16 protein-coding genes are annotated in these 18,567 nt (G+C 67.6%); 8 read left to right on the forward strand and 8 right to left on the reverse strand.

Annotated features, from left to right (window positions below; translation table 11 throughout):
* Window positions 1–24: 24 nt before the first annotated feature.
* Both metG and LGN19_RS20490 read right to left on the reverse strand, forming a co-directional pair.
* On the reverse strand, window positions 25–2,181 hold the full coding sequence (gene metG / locus LGN19_RS20485; RefSeq protein ID WP_122946026.1) for a methionine--tRNA ligase: 2,157 nt from the start codon (window positions 2,179–2,181) through the stop codon (window positions 25–27).
* A 376-nt stretch (window positions 2,182–2,557) separates the two neighbouring features.
* The gene (locus tag LGN19_RS20490) at window positions 2,558–3,202 is read right to left on the reverse strand and encodes an OmpA family protein (RefSeq protein WP_226216835.1); all 645 of its coding nucleotides are present in this window, start codon (window positions 3,200–3,202) and stop codon (window positions 2,558–2,560) included.
* 351 nt (window positions 3,203–3,553) lie between these two features.
* Between LGN19_RS20490 and apbC the strand changes: the two genes are divergently transcribed.
* The 5 genes from apbC to LGN19_RS20515 all read left to right on the forward strand — a co-directional run bounded on the left by apbC (window position 3,554) and on the right by LGN19_RS20515 (window position 9,269).
* Window positions 3,554–4,645: an iron-sulfur cluster carrier protein ApbC gene (gene apbC / locus LGN19_RS20495; protein WP_226216837.1), complete on the forward strand. Its 1,092-nt coding sequence runs from the start codon at window positions 3,554–3,556 to the stop codon at window positions 4,643–4,645.
* A 133-nt stretch (window positions 4,646–4,778) separates the two neighbouring features.
* Entirely contained in the window at window positions 4,779–5,315 is a 537-nt protein-coding gene (gene sodC, locus LGN19_RS20500) for a superoxide dismutase [Cu-Zn] (protein WP_174955406.1), read from the forward strand.
* A 196-nt stretch (window positions 5,316–5,511) separates the two neighbouring features.
* Window positions 5,512–6,081, forward strand: coding sequence for a dCTP deaminase (gene dcd / locus LGN19_RS20505; protein ID WP_006398615.1), 570 nt, complete (start codon window positions 5,512–5,514; stop codon window positions 6,079–6,081).
* 81 nt (window positions 6,082–6,162) lie between these two features.
* On the forward strand, window positions 6,163–8,442 hold the full coding sequence (locus LGN19_RS20510) for an arginine/lysine/ornithine decarboxylase (RefSeq protein WP_122946023.1): 2,280 nt from the start codon (window positions 6,163–6,165) through the stop codon (window positions 8,440–8,442).
* A 26-nt stretch (window positions 8,443–8,468) separates the two neighbouring features.
* Entirely contained in the window at window positions 8,469–9,269 is an 801-nt protein-coding gene (locus LGN19_RS20515; protein WP_413227221.1) for a lysozyme inhibitor LprI family protein, read from the forward strand.
* An 82-nt stretch (window positions 9,270–9,351) separates the two neighbouring features.
* On the opposite strand, the gene LGN19_RS20520 is transcribed toward LGN19_RS20515, so the two are convergent.
* From LGN19_RS20520 to LGN19_RS20540, 5 genes are all read right to left on the reverse strand, one after another.
* Window positions 9,352–10,035 (reverse strand): HAD family hydrolase, encoded by a 684-nt coding sequence (locus LGN19_RS20520; protein WP_122946748.1) that lies wholly within the window; start codon window positions 10,033–10,035, stop codon window positions 9,352–9,354.
* A gap of 94 nt (window positions 10,036–10,129) precedes the next feature.
* Complete coding sequence (gene argH / locus LGN19_RS20525) at window positions 10,130–11,539, reverse strand: argininosuccinate lyase (protein ID WP_122946021.1); 1,410 nt, start codon at window positions 11,537–11,539, stop codon at window positions 10,130–10,132.
* A gap of 90 nt (window positions 11,540–11,629) precedes the next feature.
* Window positions 11,630–14,038, reverse strand: a complete 2,409-nt coding sequence (locus LGN19_RS20530) for a fimbria/pilus outer membrane usher protein (protein WP_264173131.1) — start codon at window positions 14,036–14,038, stop codon at window positions 11,630–11,632.
* Window positions 14,035–14,772 (reverse strand): molecular chaperone, encoded by a 738-nt coding sequence (locus LGN19_RS20535; protein WP_413227222.1) that lies wholly within the window; start codon window positions 14,770–14,772, stop codon window positions 14,035–14,037. The genes LGN19_RS20530 and LGN19_RS20535 overlap by 4 nt, the downstream gene beginning before the upstream one ends.
* 7 nt (window positions 14,773–14,779) lie before the next feature.
* Window positions 14,780–15,313: a spore coat U domain-containing protein gene (locus LGN19_RS20540; protein WP_413227223.1), complete on the reverse strand. Its 534-nt coding sequence runs from the start codon at window positions 15,311–15,313 to the stop codon at window positions 14,780–14,782.
* A gap of 166 nt (window positions 15,314–15,479) precedes the next feature.
* Between LGN19_RS20540 and LGN19_RS20545 the strand changes: the two genes are divergently transcribed.
* Window positions 15,480–15,704: a hypothetical protein gene (locus LGN19_RS20545; protein ID WP_175223053.1), complete on the forward strand. Its 225-nt coding sequence runs from the start codon at window positions 15,480–15,482 to the stop codon at window positions 15,702–15,704.
* Between the two features lie 38 nt (window positions 15,705–15,742).
* Window positions 15,743–16,702 (forward strand): spore coat protein U domain-containing protein, encoded by a 960-nt coding sequence (locus LGN19_RS20550; RefSeq protein WP_226216842.1) that lies wholly within the window; start codon window positions 15,743–15,745, stop codon window positions 16,700–16,702.
* 6 nt (window positions 16,703–16,708) lie between these two features.
* Here the strand turns inward: LGN19_RS20550 and LGN19_RS20555 are convergent, their stop codons facing one another.
* Window positions 16,709–17,518 carry a helix-turn-helix transcriptional regulator gene (locus tag LGN19_RS20555; RefSeq protein WP_226216844.1) on the reverse strand — a complete coding sequence of 270 codons (810 nt, stop codon included), beginning with the start codon at window positions 17,516–17,518 and terminating at the stop codon, window positions 16,709–16,711.
* Between the two features lie 215 nt (window positions 17,519–17,733).
* Here LGN19_RS20555 and LGN19_RS20560 point away from each other — a divergent pair, with 215 nt between their 5' ends.
* The gene (locus tag LGN19_RS20560; protein WP_226216846.1) at window positions 17,734–18,486 is read left to right on the forward strand and encodes a class I SAM-dependent methyltransferase; all 753 of its coding nucleotides are present in this window, start codon (window positions 17,734–17,736) and stop codon (window positions 18,484–18,486) included.
* The last annotated feature ends 81 nt before the right edge of the window (window positions 18,487–18,567 follow it).

Raw genomic sequence — 18,567 nt, forward strand, 5'->3', positions numbered from 1 at the left:
TTCGCAAGCGGCAGTGCGTGCGGCTTACTTCACACGCATGCCGGGCTTCGCGCCGCTGTGCGGCTCGAGGATGTAGAGGCCCGGTTCCGCCTTCTCGTCGGTGGCCGACGCGGCGAGCACCATCCCTTCGGACAGGCCGAACTTCATCTTGCGCGGCGCGAGGTTCGCGACCATCACGGTCAGCTTGCCGACGAGCTGCTCGGGCTGGTACGCGGACTTGATGCCCGAGAACACGTTGCGGGTCTTTTCCTCGCCGATGTCGAGCGTGAGCTGCAGCAGCTTGTCCGAGCCCTCGACGGCCTGACACGCGACGATCTTCGCGATGCGCAGGTCGATCTTCGCGAAATCGTCGATCGAGATCGGGGCGTCATCCGCGCCGTTCACCACCGCCTGCTTCGCGTTTGCCTTCGCGTTGTTCTTCGCATCCTTCGCGGCATTGGCGCTCGCGGCGGCCGCGCCGGTGGCTTCGGCCTGCAGCGAATCGCGGTTCGCGGCGAGCAGCGCTTCGATCTGCTTCGGGTCGACGCGCGTCATCAGGTGCTGGTACGCCTTGATCGGCTGTTCCGACGACAGCGGCTTCGCGGCATCGGCCCAGGCGAGCGGCGCGATCCCGAAGAACGACTCGACGGCTTCGGCGACACGCGGCATCACCGGCTTCAGCGCGAGCGACAGCAGGCGGAACGACTCGAGGCTCACGCTGCAGGTTTCGTGCAGCGCGACCGCGTTGGCCGGATCCTTCGCGAGATCCCACGGCTTCGCGCCGTCGACGTACGCGTTGACTTCGTCCGCGAGCTCCATCGTGTGGCGCAGCGCGCGGCTGTACTCGCGTGCCTCGTAGTGCGCGGCGATCTGCGGAATCGCGTCGCGCAGCTTCGCGACGAGCGGATGGTTCATCGCGCTGTCCTGCACGCGGCCGTCGAAGCGCTTGATCAGGAAGCCTGCCGCGCGGCTCGCGATGTTCACGTACTTGCCGACGAGGTCGCTGTTCACGCGCGCCTGGAAGTCGTCGAGGTTCAGGTCGATGTCTTCCATCGTCGCGTTCAGCTTCGCGGCGAAGTAGTAGCGCAGCCATTCGGGGTTCAGGCCGGTGTCGATGTAGCTCTGCGCGGTGATGAACGTGCCGCGCGACTTCGACATCTTCGCGCCGTCGACCGTCAGGAAGCCGTGCGCGAACACGTTGGTCGGCGTGCGGTGGCCCGAGAATTCGAGCATCGCCGGCCAGAACAGCGTGTGGAAGTACAGGATGTCCTTGCCGATGAAGTGATACTGCTCGGTGGTCGAGCCCGGGCGGACCCACGCGTCGAAGTCGACGCCGTTGCGCTCGCACAGGTTCTTGAAGCTCGCGTAGTAGCCGACCGGCGCGTCGAGCCACACGTAGAAATACTTGCCGGGCGCGCCCGGAATCTCGAAGCCGAAGTACGGCGCGTCACGCGAGATGTCCCAGTCGGCGAGCTTGGCCTCGCCGGCGTCGCCGAGCCATTCGCGCATCTTGTTGGTCGCTTCGGGCTGCGCGAGGCCGCTCACCCATTCGCGCAGGAACGTTTCGCAGCGCGGGTCGGACAGGCGGAAGAAGTAGTGCTTCGACGTCTTGCGCACCGGCGTCGCGCCCGACACGACCGAATACGGGTTCAGCAGTTCGGTCGGCAGGTAGGTCGAGCCGCACACTTCGCAGTTGTCGCCGTACTGGTCCTTCGCGTGGCACTTCGGGCACTCGCCCTTGATGAAGCGGTCCGGCAGGAACATTTCCTTGACGGGATCGTACGCCTGCTCGATCTCGCGCTCGGCGATGAAGCCGGCTTCCTGCAGCGCGACGTAGATCTTCTCGCTCAGCACGCGGTTCTCGTCCGAATCGGTCGAGTAGAAGTTGTCGAACGACACGCCGAAGCTGTCGAAGTCGCGCTTGTGTTCGGTCCACACGCGGTCGATCAGCTGCTTCGGGGTCAGGCCTTCCTTCTCCGCGCGCAGCATGATCGGCGTGCCGTGCGTGTCGTCGGCGCCGATGTAGTAGACCTCATGGCCATGCATTCGCAGCGCCCGCACCCAGATGTCGGTCTGGATGTACTCGACCAGGTGGCCGATGTGGATCTGCCCGTTGGCATAGGGCAGTGCGGACGTAACGAGGATCTGGCGGCCGCCTTGCGGCGCCGCAGCCTGCACGGAAGTGAGGTCGGATGCGGACATAGGGTCTGTAGAGGAACGGCGGAAAAACGACGGGAAACTGCGATTCTAGCAGGGGCGCGCGCCAGCGACGCGGGCAGGCGCCCTTGAACGGGCGCCGAAACGGGCGGGGCCGCGCAAGCGGCGTGCCCGACGGTGATGTGCTGCGGTGCAGCACGAATTCTGCGGGCAAAAAAAACCGGGGCGGATACGGCCCCGGAGCAACAACGACAAGAGGAGAATGGTGACGCGCCGGCAACACCAGCCGCGTACCGTAAATACTGACCACGGCCTGCGCCAGAAGTTCGAAAATATTTTCGATTTGTTACCGGCTCCGCCGGAAGCCTTGTCCGGCGGGGCGGCGCGAGCGGCGGGCCCGCACCTTCTCCTCGTCGTGCGCTTACTGCGCCTGCGCTGCGCGCAGGTAGATTTCGACGCGGCGGTTCTGTGCGCGGCCGGCTTCGGTCGCGTTGTCCGCGATCGGGTTCGATGCGCCCATGCCTTGCGCCGACAGGCGGCCGCCGTTCACGCCGCGCTGTGCCAGTGCGTTCACGACGCTTTGCGCGCGGTTCTGCGACAGCGTCTGGTTCAGCTGCGCCGAGCCCGTGCTGTCCGTGTAGCCGACGATCGATGCCGTCACTTGCGGGTTCTGGCTCAGCGTCGAGGCCAGGTCGTTCAGCAGCGGCGTGAAGGCCGGCGTGATCGCGTACTGGTTCGTCGCGAAGGTCACCGCGCTCGGCACGTTCAGCTTCAGCGAGCCGTCCGGCTGCTCGGTCACTTGCGTACCCGTTTTCGCTGCCGACGGTGCGAGCTTGTTCTTGATCGCCTGCCAGTTGTAACCCGTCACGCCGCCGACCAGTGCGCCGACGCCCGCGCCGATCGCCGCGCCCTTGCCGCCGCCTGCCAGCGCGCCGATGCCTGCGCCCAGCGCCGCACCCGTGCCGGTACCGACGGCCGTGTTGTTGCCTTGCTGCGTGGCGCAGCCTGCCAGCAGTGCGCCGGCCAATGCGAAGACGGACAAGCGGGTCGCGATTTTCATGTTCATCTTGGATTCCTCTCTTGGTTGAACGAGTCGACAACGAAGACAACAACAGTTACGGCTCCCTGCGCGGGCCGCCCGAAAAAGACGGGCAGGCCTGCGCTCGCGGCAGCCGCCGAGGTGGCCGCATGCCCTGTCCGTCAGCGTGGCTGTTGGGACAGTGCGACGCGTCAGCCTCTACAATATAGGCGGTAAGTGGCCGATTTGGCCCCATAGCATGCCGCACGCGAAGAGTGCGCCGGGTCGCGCGTTCGCGCAATGGCGTGCAACAGATTCTTTCACTTTTCCCGATTTTCGCAGCGTAATTTGATATTTTTTGACGTTTGCGCGCGAGAAAAACGTTTTCACGGAGTTTCGATGAGCATTGACCGGGCACAAGTCGACGCCGCTTTGGCGGCTGTCGTCGACCCCAATACCGGCCGTCCGTATGCGGCGAACAAGGGCGTGCGCAACGTCGCGATCGACGGCGACGTCGTGGCGCTCGACGTGGTGCTCGGTTATCCCGCGCGCAGCCAGCACGACGACGTCCGCGCACGCATCACCGCAGCGCTGCAGGCCGTGCCCGGCGTGCGCGACGCGCGCATCGCCGTGTCGCAGGACATCGTCGCGCACACGGTGCAGCGTGGCGTGAAGCTGCTGCCGAACGTGAAGAACATCGTGGCGGTCGCATCGGGCAAGGGTGGCGTCGGCAAGAGCACGACGGCCGTCAACCTCGCGCTCGCGCTTGCTGCCGAAGGCGCGTCGGTCGGCATCCTCGACGCCGACATCTACGGTCCGTCGCTGCCGACGATGCTCGGCATCCACGGCCTGCGTCCCGAGTCGCCCGACAACCAGTCGATGAACCCGCTCGTCGGCCACGGGCTGCAGGCGAACTCGATCGGCTTCCTGATCGAGGAAGACAACCCGATGGTGTGGCGCGGCCCGATGGCGACCTCCGCGCTCGAGCAACTGCTGCGCCAGACCAACTGGCGCGAGCTCGACTACCTGATCGTCGACATGCCGCCCGGCACCGGCGACATCCAGCTGACGCTCGCGCAGCGCGTGCCCGTCACCGGCGCGGTGATCGTCACGACGCCGCAGGACATCGCGCTGCTCGACGCGAAGAAGGGCCTGAAGATGTTCGAGAAGGTCGGGATTCCGATCCTCGGCATCGTCGAGAACATGAGCATCCACATCTGTTCGAATTGCGGCCACGAGGAGCACATCTTCGGCGCCGGCGGGGCCGAGCGGATGGCGCAGGACTACGGTGTGAACGTGCTCGGCAGCCTGCCGCTCGACATCGCGATCCGCGAGCGGGCCGACAGCGGCACGCCGACGGTCGTGGCGGATCCGGACGGTGCGCTGGCGCGCCGCTACCGCGAGATCGCGCGCGGCGTTGCGCTGGCGATTGCCGAGCGATCACGCGACATGACGTCGAAGTTCCCGTCGATCGTTGTTCAAAATACGTAAAACCCTTGCGGGGCGGGGCCTCACGCTGTTTACGGCGCCGCGAGGCGCGGTATCATGGCGACTTTTCCCGGGTCCCTTTACCCGCCCGGCGTGGCCGTCGTGTCAAACGGCTGCCAGCCGGCATGAGGATCGAATGAAACAACGACATCACGGCGTGCGCGCCGGCCGCGTGCGGTGCGCGCTGCTGGCCGCCGCCGCGCTGGGCCTGCTGGCCGGCTGCACCTCCTTTTCCTCGTCGCACGAAAAACGGGCCGATGCACAACTGCAGCCGACGGTCGGCTCGCAGACGCGCGGCGCGGTGACCTTCGTCGAGCGTCCGGACGGCGTGCAGGTCACCTACAACCTGGCCGGCCTGCCACCGAACAGCGATCACGCTTTACAGGTACACGAACGCGGCGACTGCAACGCGGGCGACGGCTCGAGCGCCGGCCAGGTGTTCGCGCCGGCCGCCGACCGGCTGCGCGCGGGCGCCCGTGTCGCCGGCGATCTCGGCAACATCCACGCGGATGCGAACGGCGTCGCGGCCGGCTTCATCGTCGCGCCCGATCTGGCCCTCGATGGCGTGCGCTCGGCGATGAACCGCGCGGCGCTGGTGCACCGCGAACCGAGCGACCCCGCGTTTCCGCAGCATGGCGCGGGGCCCGCGCTGGCTTGCGGCGTGATCCGTTGACGGGCGCCGCGTGCGCCGGTCGATGATCGCGTAAAATGTGCGCCTTTCCCGGCCGCCGCCTCGCGGGTCTGGCCCTCACCGACTGTCACGCAGCGTTTCCAGGCGCCCCGAATATGCAACGACCCCAACGCTCACTTCGTTCGCTGTCCCCCGAGGGGACGGCCAGCTTCCTTGGGACGGCCCGGCGGAGGCTGGCATGAGCATCAAGTCCGACAAGTGGATTCGGCGCATGGCCGAAGAGCACAAGATGATCGAGCCGTTCGTGCCCGATCAGGTCCGCGCGTCCGAGGACGGTCGCCGGATCGTCAGCTACGGCACGTCGAGCTACGGCTACGACATCCGCTGTGCAGACGAATTCAAGATCTTCACGAACATCAACTCGACGATCGTCGATCCGAAGAACTTCGACGAGGGTTCGTTTGTCGATTTCAAGGGCGACGTGTGCATCATCCCGCCGAACTCGTTCGCGCTGGCCCGCACCGTCGAATATTTCCGTATCCCGCGCACCGTGCTGACGGTCTGCCTCGGCAAATCGACCTATGCGCGCTGCGGGATCATCGTCAACGTGACGCCGTTCGAACCCGAGTGGGAAGGCTACGTCACGCTGGAATTCTCGAACACCACGCCGCTGCCCGCGAAGATCTACGCGAACGAAGGCGTCGCGCAGGTGCTCTTCTTCGAGAGCGACGAAGTGTGCGACGTGTCGTACGCGGATCGCGGCGGCAAGTATCAGGGGCAGCGCGGTGTCACGCTGCCGAAAACCTGATCTGGTTGCATAACGTCTCACCAGTTTCCGGGTGACCGCTGCGCGTGACGCGCCGCGGTCGTTCTTTTTGGAGAATCGCCCATGAAGTTTCGTTTCCCCGTCGTCATCATCGACGAAGATTTCCGCTCCGAGAACATCTCGGGCTCCGGCATCCGGGCGTTGGCCGAAGCGATCGAGAAGGAGGGCGTTGAAGTCCTCGGCCTCACGAGCTACGGTGATCTGACATCGTTCGCGCAGCAATCGAGCCGTGCGTCGTGCTTCATCCTGTCGATCGACGACGACGAACTCATGCTCGGCGAAACCGGCCCGGACGGCGAACTGCCCGAGCTCGCGACCGCGATCATCGAGCTGCGCGCGTTCGTCACCGAAGTGCGCCGCCGCAACGCGGATATTCCGATCTTCCTGTACGGCGAGACGCGCACGTCGCGCCACCTGCCGAACGACATCCTGCGCGAGCTGCACGGCTTCATCCACATGTTCGAGGACACGCCGGAGTTCGTCGCGCGCCACATCATCCGCGAGGCGAAGGTCTATCTCGACTCGCTCGCGCCGCCGTTCTTCAAGGAACTCGTCAAGTACGCGGACGAAGGCTCGTACTCGTGGCACTGCCCGGGCCACTCGGGCGGCGTCGCGTTCCTGAAGAACCCGCTCGGCCAGATGTTCCACCAGTTCTTCGGCGAGAACATGCTGCGCGCGGACGTCTGCAACGCGGTGGACGAACTCGGCCAGTTGCTCGACCACACGGGCCCGGTCGCGGCGTCCGAGCGCAACGCGGCGCGCATCTTCAGCGCGGACCACCTGTTCTTCGTGACCAACGGCACGTCGACGTCGAACAAGATCGTCTGGCACGCGACGGTTGCACCGGGCGACATCGTGCTGGTCGACCGCAACTGCCACAAGTCGATCCTGCACGCGATCACGATGACGGGCGCGATCCCCGTGTTCCTGACGCCGACGCGTAACCACTTCGGCATCATCGGGCCGATCTCGCGCGACGAATTCAAGCCGGAGAACATCCGCAAGAAGATCGAGGCGAACCCGTTCGCGCGCGAAGCGATGCGCGAGAACCCAGACCTGAAGCCGCGGATCCTGACGATCACGCAGAGCACGTACGACGGCGTCGTCTACAACGTAGAGATGATCAAGGACCTGCTCGGCGACCTGCTCGACACGCTGCACTTCGACGAAGCGTGGCTGCCGCACGCGACGTTCCACGACTTCTACCGCGACATGCACGCGATCGGCGACGGCCGTCCGCGCACCGGCGCGCTCGTGTTCGCGACGCACTCGACGCACAAGCTGCTCGCGGGCATCTCGCAGGCATCGCAGATCGTCGTGCAGGATTCGGAGAACCGCACGTTCGACAAGCACCGCTTCAACGAGGCGTACCTGATGCACACGTCGACGAGCCCGCAGTACGCGATCATCGCGTCGTGCGACGTCGCGGCCGCGATGATGGAGCCGCCGGGCGGCACCGCGCTCGTCGAGGAATCGATCGCCGAGGCGATCGATTTCCGCCGCGCGATGCGCAAGGTCGACGCCGAATACGGCGACGACTGGTTCTTCAGCGTATGGGGCCCGGACAACCTGTCCGAAGAAGGCATCGGTTCGCGCGAGGACTGGATACTGAAGCCGAACGACCACTGGCACGGCTTCGGCCCGCTGGCGGAAGGCTTCAACATGCTCGACCCGATCAAGGCGACGATCATCACGCCGGGGCTCGACGTCGACGGCGAGTTCGGCGAAACCGGCATTCCGGCCGCGATCGTCACGAAGTACCTGGCCGAGCACGGGATCATCGTCGAGAAGACCGGCCTGTACTCGTTCTTCATCATGTTCACGATCGGCATCACGAAGGGCCGCTGGAACTCGATGGTGACCGAGCTGCAGCAGTTCAAGGACGACTACGACAACAACCAGCCGCTGTGGCGCGTGCTGCCGGAATTCGTCGCGCAGCATCCGCGCTACGAGCGCGTCGGCCTGCGCGACCTGTGCACGCAGATCCACGACGTGTACCGCGCGAACGACATCGCCCGCCTGACGACGGAGATGTACCTGTCGGACATGGAACCGGCGATGAAGCCGTCGGACGCGTTCGCGAAGCTCGCGCACCGCAAGATCGATCGCGTGCCGCTCGACGAGCTCGAAGGCCGGGTGACGAGCATCCTGCTCACGCCGTACCCGCCGGGCATTCCGCTGCTGATCCCGGGCGAGCGCTTCAACAAGACGATCATGAACTACCTGCGGTTCGCGCGCGACTTCAACGAGCGCTTCCCGGGCTTCCACACCGACATCCACGGCCTCGTCGCGGAAGAGGTGAACGGCCGCGTCGAGTACTTCGTCGACTGCGTGCGCGACTGATGGCGACGCACGGACGAATCCAGGCGATGCGTGCGGCGCTGGCCGCGCTCGTCGTCTGGGCGGCAGGGTCGGCCGGGCTGGCGGGCATGGGTGTCGCACATGCGGAAGTCGCGGCGGCCGACCCGATCGACGTCGCGATGCGGCAATGCCTCGCGCGGCGCGACCGGTCGTCGCCGGCCGGCCAGATCCAGTGCATGGGCGAAGCGCAGCAGCAGTGGCAGGCCGTGATGGACGGCGCGTACCAGCGCCTGTTGAAGGATGCGCCGGCCGACGCGAAGCGCGGCTGGCAGGACAGCCAGCGTCATTGGGTCACGTGGCGCAAGGATGAAGTGCATTTGCTGAAGGCCGTGTATGACACGACGCGCGGCACGTCGTACGCGATGTCGAGTGCCGACCTGCAGCTGCAGCCCGTGCGCGATCGCGCGCTGGCGTTGCGCAGCGCGGCCGATCGCTATGCGCCGCCGCCCGCCGCGGTGCCAGTCGCGGCCACGAGCGGCGCGCAGGGTGGCCCGAGTGATGCCCCGAGCGCGGCCAAGCCGAACGGCAAGCCGGCGAACGCGCCGCGCGATCCGGCCGTGCGCCGCGTGCGGCCGTGCGAACAGGACGCCGCATGCGAGCACGCGCTGTTCGACCTGAACCGCTATTACCAGAAGCTGCGCCGCAAGATGCCCGCGCATTCGGCCGCGACGCTCGTCCGCGCGCAGCGCGCGTGGGTCGGGTTCCGCGATGCGACGGCGCCGCTCGTCGGCGAGGACGGCCGCGTCGACCTGATCGGCGCGCGCATCGCGACGATGAAGCGGTTGTCGGAAACGGCCGGCAACCAATAAGCGCAAGGGCGACGCCGGTTGTGCGGCGAGACGGCAAAACGGGCACCCGAGGGTGCCCGTTTTGCATTCGGCGGCAGGTGATCTACGCGGGCCGTTGCGTATCGTGCCCGCCGAACCACGACGGCACGAGCGCGACCGCATCGTCGAGCGAGGTAAGCACATGCAGGCTCAGCGCGATGATTTCGGGCGTCGGCGCCTTCAGGTCGGGCACGGTGACGACCGACGCACCGGCGCCGGCGGCCGACTGCGCGCCGAAGTCGCTGTCCTCGAACGCGACGCACGCGTGTGCCGGTACGCCAAGGCGTTCGGCCGCAAGCCGGTAGACGGCCGGGTCGGGTTTGCCGCGCGCGACTTCGTCGCCGCCCGCGATTGCGCGAAAGAACGGCAGCACGCCGACCGCGTCGAGCCGCGCACGGATCACGTCCTGCGCGGACGACGACGCGACCGCGCACGGAATGCCGGCCTGCGCGAGCGCATCGAGCAGCGCGAACGCGCCGGGCTTCAGCGGAAACTTCGGATGCGGTTCGGGTGCCGCGAGTTGCTCGCGCACGCGAATGCGCACCGCGTCGAACGTATCGGGGTTGCCGATCAGCCGCGCCAGGATGACCTGGCCCTCGGCGAACGAGCGGCCGACGATCTGCAGGTAGTCGGTGGTGGTCAGCGTGACGCCGTGCGCATTCGACACGTCGATCCACGTATTCATGATGGTCCGCTCGGAATCGACGAGCAGGCCGTCCATGTCGAAGAGCGCGGCGGAAAAGGTCATCGGCGGCATTCGGGAAGCAGGGCAGGCGATGGGCGGCGCAATGGCCGCCCGAATGAAAAACGGACGCCGAAGGCGTCCGTCCGGAACAGCGGGCTTACTGGCCGAGCGCGGCGCGCGCAGCCTTGACCGCCGCACGCACCTGGTCGGGCGCGGTGCCGCCCGGGTGGTTGCGGCTGGCGACCGAACCCTCGAGCGTCAGGTAGCCGAACACGTCTTCGCCGATCAGGTGCGCGACGTTCGGCAGATCCTGCTTCATTTCGTCGAGCGTCAGGTCGGCCAGGTCGATGCCGCGGTCGTCGCAGATCTTCACTGCGTGCGCGACGGCTTCGTGCGCATCGCGGAACGGCAGGCCGCGCTTCACCAGGTAGTCGGCGAGGTCGGTGGCGGTCGAGAAGCCCTGCAGTGCGGCGGCGCGCATCGCGTCCGGCTTCACGGTGATGCCGGCCACCATCTCGGCGAAGATCCGCAGCGTGTCGGCGACGGTGTCGACCGTGTCGAACAGCGGTTCCTTGTCTTCCTGGTTGTCCTTGTTGTACGCGAGCGGCTGGCCCTTCATCAGCGTCAGCAGCGCCATCAGGTGGCCGTTCACGCGGCCCGTCTTGCCGCGCGCGAGCTCGGGCACGTCCGGGTTCTTCTTCTGCGGCATGATCGAGCTGCCGGTGCAGAAGCGGTCGGCGATGTCGATGAAGCCGACGCGCGGGCTCATCCACAGCACGAGTTCTTCCGAGAAGCGCGACACGTGCGTCATCACGAGTGCGGAGGCCGCCGTGAATTCGATCGCGAAGTCGCGATCCGACACCGCGTCGAGCGAGTTCGCGCAGATGCCGTCGAAGCCGAGCGTCTTCGCGACGGCGTGACGATCGATCGGGTAGCTCGTGCCGGCCAGTGCGGCCGCGCCGAGCGGCAGGCGGTTCACGCGGGTGCGGCAGTCGCGCATGCGTTCTGCATCGCGCGAGAACATCTCGACGTACGCGAGCAGGTGGTGGCCGAACGTGACGGGCTGCGCGACCTGCAGGTGCGTGAAGCCCGGCATGATCGTGTCGGCGTTCTGTTCCGCGAGGTCGAGCAGCGCGCCGCGCAGGTCGTTCAGCAGGCCGCCGATGCGGTCGATCTCGCCGCGCAGCCACAGGCGGATGTCGGTCGCGACCTGGTCGTTGCGCGAGCGGCCCGTGTGCAGGCGCTTGCCGGCATCGCCGATCAGCGCGGTCAGGCGCGCCTCGATGTTCAGGTGGACGTCTTCGAGGTCGAGCTGCCATTCGAATTCGCCGCGCTCGATTTCACCCTTGATCTGCGCCATCCCGCGTTCGATCGCGGCCAGGTCGTCGGCGCTGATGATCTTCTGCGCGGCGAGCATGTTCGCGTGCGCGAGCGAGCCGGCGATGTCGACGAGCGCGAGGCGCTTGTCGAAAAATACCGACGACGTGTAGCGCTTGACCAGCTCGGACATCGGTTCCGAGAAGCGGGCCGACCAGGCCTCGCCCTTTTTGTGCAGTTGGGACGTCATGGCGAATCTTCGAAGGATGTTGGGCGGCGTGCACCGCGAGGGAATCGGGCGATTTTAGCACTCGCCGGCCCGCCGCTCGGCGCACGGCGCTCATTTCAGGTCGCAGGTCAGCGGCCCGATGGTCGGCAGCGTGCCGTCGGCCGGGTGGACATACGGGAACGCGACGCCGCAGCGCCGGCCGCCGCCGTCGATCTCCAGATGATTGAGCGGGCCGAGGTCGGTGACGAACGTGAGGCCGTCATAGCCGACGATCGTCGCGCTGCCTGTCTCGACCTGCCGCACCCGCAGGCCGGCCGGCAGCGGCGCGCCGGCCGCGTCGCGCAGCAGTACCGATGCGGCGGCCTCGCGGGTGATCGAGAAGTGCGCGAGCACGCCCGAGCGGGCCTGCGGGACGACGTTCTGTACGGTATCGGAGAGGCGCGTGTCGATCGGCAGCGTCATGCTGTCGATGCCGATCCGGTTGTTCTGGTACGCATTGAGATCCGGAATCAGGAAATGGCCGCTGCGATCGGTGGCGCCGATCGGGCGGTTTTCGTGGAGCACCGGCACGCCGGGCGTGGCGTCGGTCGACACGAGTGCGAAGCCGTCGTCGATCCGACGCGACAGCAGCGCGCGACCGTCCATCAGCACGAGCGCGCCGGTGACATCGAGCGACGCGGCGCGCTGCCCGCCGATCGTCTGCGCGAGCGCGGTGACCTGGCCCGCGCGGCCGAGGTACTGGGCCTGCGCCTGCGCGTAGCGCAGGTCGCCCGCGTGCCCCGCCTGGACGGCCCATCCAGCGCCGCCGTCGTAGTCGGGCGGGCGGTTTGCGTTGACGCTGTAGATCGTCTCGCCGTTCTGCCGGCCGACGTTCGCATTCAGCGATACGTTGTGGCCGAGCCCGACGTTAAGGCTCACGAACGCCCCGCGCGTACCGTGCCGGCGGAAATCCTGGAACGCGTTGACGGTGAGCGACGCGAGGCCGCCCAGGCTCAGCGAGTAGGCGATCGAGCCGATCTGTGACGGCGGCGCGCCAGGATAGCGCAGGCCGATGTAGTTGAGCGCGAGCGACTGCGCGCGGATGAACGGCAGCGTCAGCGTCACGCGGTCGCTGACCGTCGGAACGGGCGTGCCGTCGCGCGCGGCGAGGTCGCCGTAGCGGCCGGCCGTGCGCAGCGTTTGCGCGTCGATCGAGAAGCGCGGCGAAATCAGCTGATAGCCGAGCCCGACCTGGGTGCCCGCGAGCCGTCCGGCGCTGCCCGCGAGCGACGCGCTTACGACGCCCGCCATGCCGAGCCGCGCGAACGCGCCGGCGCCTGCGTTGTAAAGGCCGCCTGTCGCCTCTGCGTGTGCCTCGACGGTCAGCGCGTCGCTGACACCGTAGCGCGCGGTCGCGCTCGCGGCGGCGCGCGGATCGTAGTCGAACGAGCTCAGCCCGTACGCGCGCCGCAGGAAGCCGGCCTCGACCGAATAGGCGGCGAGCCCTGGCGCGAGCAGCCGGGTATCGATATAGAGCGGCAGCGACGTCGCGATCGTTCGGCCGAGCGCGTCGCGCGTGACGACGGTCGCGCTGCCGGCGCCGGTGATGCCCGGAACGCTGTTGATCACGAACGGCCCGCTCGGCACGTCGCCGCTGAACTGGCGCACGCTGTTCACGTACACGTCGACCGATGTCGGCACGACGGCGGAACCGGGCAGCGCGGGCACCGGGAACGTCACGAGATCGGGGCGCAGCGCGAAGTTGCTGCGCCATTGCACGCCGCCGATCCGTAGCGAACGGGTCCACGCGAGCGACGTCGAGATCGTGTCGCCGAGCTGGGTCGTCGTGAGCGTATTCGGGTCGGACCGGCTCCACGACGTGTCGTAGCGCAGGTAGCGATGCTGGTCACGGTAGAACGACGCGACGCCCGTGGTGCTGAACACGCCCGTGGGGTCGAAGTAGCGCGCCTCACTCCACAGCGAGATGGGGGTGTGTTCGGTCGATTGCGCATAGAGGTCGTAGTTCAGCACGAAGCCGCGCCCGGCGGTTGCGGGCGGGGTCGGCGGGAGGGCGCGGGTGTCGAGCCGGTGCGGCGTGAGCAGCGCATCCGGCACACGCAGGTCGACCGTCTGGCGCGTGACGTCGTACCGGTATGTGACGCCCGGCAGCGTGTCCAGTGCGACTGGTGCAGGATGGGTCGTGGGGGCGTTCGATGCCGCGATGCCGAGATCGCGGAGATCCGCCGGACTCGCGAGCAGCCTGCCGTCGCGTTCGATGAAATGCGCGATCAGATGCAGCGGCGCGCCGTTCAGCGTGACGTCGAGATACAGGTCGGCCGCCGCGCCGGGGGCCCGCGCAGCCGTGAGGACGCGCACCGGCGCATCCTGCGCGTGAGCGGGTGCGCCGCCCGCGAGCGTGAGCAGCGCGGCCCAGGCAAGCGGCAACGCGACGACGCGTCCGGCACGCCCGCGGCGCGTCGAGCGAGGCGCGGGACGGGGCGTCGGCACGGTCGGGCTGGGAGGCGGCGGAAATTGGGTCAAGGCCCGGTGATGCCGGCCTCGACCCGTTGGGTATTGACGGTCGCCTGCACGCGCCGGATGCGCGGCGTCGCACCCGTCGCGTCGAGCTTGACCGGCCACTGCCGCGCACTGCCCGCGAGTGCGTAGCCGAGCAGCCCGCCGGTGACCTCGTGGCGTTTGCCCGCGTCGTCGATCAGTTGCACGGCGGCAATCTGCGCATGCCGGCCGCCGTCGTTCGCGACGCGCAGCAGCCAGCCCGCGTCGCCGCGCACGAGGCTCCAGGTCAGCCGCGGCGGCGCGGCGGCTGCGTCGGGCGTGACGAACACCGGGATCGAGTAGCGCAGCCGGATCGTGATGCCGCTCGTCACCGGCGCGTCGGGCGTCGGCAACTCGTCAATGAGGATGCGGTAGCTCAGCTCGCGCGGTGGCTTGTCGCGCGTGACGCGGACCAGCCGGACCAGCTGGTCCGCTTGCGCGGCGATCTGCAGCAGCGGCGGGCTCGCGACCAGTTCCGGCGACGGCGTCAACACGTCGTCGCCGCTTTCCTGCGTCCAGCGATAGGTGCGGACCTGACCGTAGATCGGCCGCGCGCCCGGATTGCGCAGCGTGATGCCCGCCGCCGGCGCATCGGGCGCGAGTTCGAGCGTGACGGGCGAGATCTGCAGCGTCGCGGCGCGGGCCGGGCTGCCTGTCGCAGCGGCCCATGCGAGCAGCAGTGGCGTGGCGATGCGTTCGGCGAAGCGGGCGAGCGTCACGTGCACGTCAGAAGTAGACGGTGGCAGTAACGGTCGACTGGTAGGTGTCCGGCTGCGGCGTCGCCTGGGCGGCGACCTGACCGTACACGTTGATGCTCTGCGCGGCGCCGGAGCCGGTGCCGCCGACCGTATTGGTGCCCTGCGTGTTGCCCCATACCGTCGTATGTCCGGCGTCCTGGTAGAGCTGGAAGCCGACGGTGGTGCCGGTATTGCCGGTTGCGGTGCCGGCCAGCAGCCGGCTCGCGACGGTCGAGCCGGACACGGAGCCTGCGTCGAGGCCGACGTTGTACGGGGTGGTGTTCGAGCAGGTGACGCTGAGCGTCGTCTGCTGGTTGAGCGCGGAGGCGAGGACGCCGGTCGAGCCGAAGGCAAGCGGGTTGGCGGCGATCGTGCAGTTTGCCTGGATCGTCAGCGTGACGGTTAAGGTCGCCGTCGCCGTGCCGTTCGAATAGACGGCCGCGCCGACCGGATGCAGGGCCGGCATGGCGGAGAGACCGACGGCAACGGCGGCCGACCGAAGCCGGCGGAGTGACACGTTCATCGCGGAGCGCTCCTGCGGTTCTGATTGTGCGCTGGAAGTCGCCTGGCCTTGGCGACAGGATCGCGCGGGCAATTGTGCGCCGCATCGCGATCCATTTTCAAAAAAACATTCGAATCCCTTTTTTGCAAGATTAGCGCACGTATTATCGGCATGCAACGTCGCCCCGATGGTTGTGATCGACGCGGTGCAAGAAAACATTATTTCGGCAATTAAGGCCGTAATCGAAAATGGCCGATTGGCGGCGAAGGGATTGCGTGGGGCGGCTCAGCGGGGTACGGTCTCGAGGGTCGTCCGTCCGGGCTGGTGCGTCGCAAAAGATCCGGATGAATGGCCGATCGAATTGGAAAATGGATGGGCTGAATGGTTATTGATTCGAATTATTGAATGGTAATTGAATTTGTTGATTGAATAATCGGGGCGAGTCGAAAAATGAAACGCTGGATAATCGCGTTGCTGACCGTCGTGTGGCTTGCGGCGCCCTGGACGGGCGCACATGCCGAGACCTGCAGCGTGACGGCGCCCGCGCCGAATTTCGGCTCGGTGAGCCCGGTCGCGCTGGCGGCGGTCACGACGACATCGACGATGACGGTCACCTGTACGTGGTCCACGGTCTCGCTGGTGCCGAACGTGACCGTGTGCCTGAATCTCGGCGGCACGAGTCCCCGGTACCTGACCAACGGCAGCAACCAGATGCAGTACGACCTGTATCTGGATTCCGGCTACACGCAGAGCTGGGGCTCGACCTATTCGGGCACGACGCCGATTTCGGTCAGCCTGTCGAAGCCGCTCACCGGCACGACCGCGAACACGACCGTGACAATCTACGGCAAGATCGCCGCGAACCAGCCGACCGTGCCGACCGTCGGCGACGCGAGCACCGTTTATGCCCAGAACTTCGGCGGCAGCCAGACGTCGCTCAACTACGGGTTCTACCTGCTCGGCGCGCCGACGTGCGCGTCACTCGCGACGAACGGCACGTTCGCTTTCAGCGCGACGGCGACCGTCGTCAACGATTGCAACATCACCGCGACGAACATCGCGTTCGCGCCGGTCGGCGTGCTTGCGAGTGCGCTTACCGCGACCGGCACCATCAATGCGCAGTGCACGAACGGCGACGCGTTCGAGATCGCGCTGAACGGCGGCGCGAGCGGCAACGTCACCGCGCGCACGATGCTGCGTTCGGGCGGCGGCGGCTCGGTCGGCTACCAGCTTTACCTGAATTCGGGGATGTCGACGATCTGGGGCGACGGCACCGGCGGCACGACGATGGCGACCGGCACCGGCAGCGGGGTCACGCAGGCGTTGACCGTCTACGGCCAGGTGCCCGCGCAGACCACGCCCGCACCCGGCAGCTACAGCGACACGATCACCGCGACGATCAGCTTCTGAGCCGCGTCAGTCGCGCACCAGCACCACCAGCTTCAGGTCCTCGCGGTGCGCGGGCTTCAGCGTGATCTGCTGGTACACGAGGCGGCCGTCGGCCGGATGGTCGAATTCGCGCAGCCCGCCTTCGCGTTCGAACACGTCCTGCGATGCCCAGTACTGCGCGAACGCGTCGCTGCCGGTGGTCAGCGCGTCGATCAGCGCCCGCGTGGGCGCGTCGGTCAGGTGACGGATCGAATCGGCGCGGAATTCGGCCGCGAGCCGCCGTGCGCGGGTTTCCCAGTCGACGATCAGCGTGCGCGCGGCCGGCGACATGAACGTGAAGCGCAGCAGGTTGCGGTCGTGCTCGCCGTCGAGCCAGCCGGAAAAGAGCGCGGCGGCCGGCGCATTCCATGCGAGGGCGTTCCATTGCCGGTCGAGCACGTACGCGGGTGTCGCGATCGCCGCGACGGTTGCGGCGAGCGTCGGCGGCAGGTCGCCGCCCGCGACGTCGGGTTCGGCCGGGTCGCGTTGCGCGGCCAGCTCGAACAGGTACGCGCGCTCGGCCTTCGACAGCTGCAGCGCGACGGCGATCCGCGCGAGCGCATCGGCGGATGCGGATACGGGGCGGCCCTGTTCGATCCACGTGTACCAGGTCGGGCTGACGCCGCACAACTGCGCGACTTCCTCGCGCCGCAGCCCCGGCGTGCGGCGGCGCGGGCCGGGCGGCAGGCCGACGGCCTGCGGCGACAGCCGCTCGCGGTGGGCACGGATGAATTCGCCGAGCGCACGGGCAGGCGTGGCGTCGAGCGGCGGGACGGGGGCAGAGGACGGGTGGTTCATGCGGAAACGGCGAAATGGAAGCGGGGACGCGGCAACGATCAGACAGGTGTATCGAATACCAGAATAACTGCTTAACTTGTACTGGTACAAACGCAGGCCTATTGTAGCGGCTCGCGCGCTGGCAGGGCAGCGAGCGTCCCACAAAACGCGTTGCATGGGGCCGGAGCAGGCGCCGAGGTGCTTGTCGCACCGGCAACGGTACAAAGGAGCGAACGATGAAACACCACGACCAGGTCGCCGACGCATTCGGCACGACGGCCGCCGCCTATCTGACGAGCACGGTCCACGCGACGGGCGCCGATCTGCAGACGCTTGCCGACGCGGTGCGCGCGACGCCCGAGGCCGCGGTGCTCGATCTCGGCTGCGGCGCCGGCCATGCGAGCTTCGCGGTCGCGCCGCACGTGCGCGAGGTGGTCGCCTACGATCTCGCCGCGCAGATGCTCGCGACCGTCGACGCCGCCGCGCGCGAGCGTGGGCTCGCGAACATCCGTACGCAGCAGGGCCCGGCCGAACAACTGCCGTTCGAGACGGCGACGTTCGACTGGGTCGTGAGCCGGATGAGCGCGCACCACTGGCACGACATGCGCGCGGCGCTCGCCGAGGTGCGCCGCGTGCTGAAGCCGGGCGGCCGCGTGCTGATGATCGACATCGCCGGCAACGACCATCCGCTCCTCGATACGTACCTGCAGGCCGCGGAAGTGCTGCGCGACGCGTCGCATGTGCGCGACTACCGCGCGGACGAATGGCTCGCGATGTTCCGCGAAGCCGGCTTCGACGCGCACGTGCACAGCCGCTGGCGCCTGCCGATCGATTTCGATACGTGGGTCGCGCGCATCCGCACGCCGGCCGACAGCGTCACCGGCATTCGCGCGCTGTGGGCGCATGCGCCGGACGAGGTGCGCGGCTACTACGCGGTGCAGCCCGACGGTTCGTTCGAACACGACGCACTGCTGATCGACGCGCACTGAGCGCGAGGTGTGCTGCTGTTTCGCCGACGCATGAAAAAAAGCCGCGATACGCACCGTGGGTACGGTGGCGTATCGCGGCTT

Source organism: Burkholderia sp. AU30198, assembly GCF_020419825.1.
Classification (GTDB): domain Bacteria; phylum Pseudomonadota; class Gammaproteobacteria; order Burkholderiales; family Burkholderiaceae; genus Burkholderia.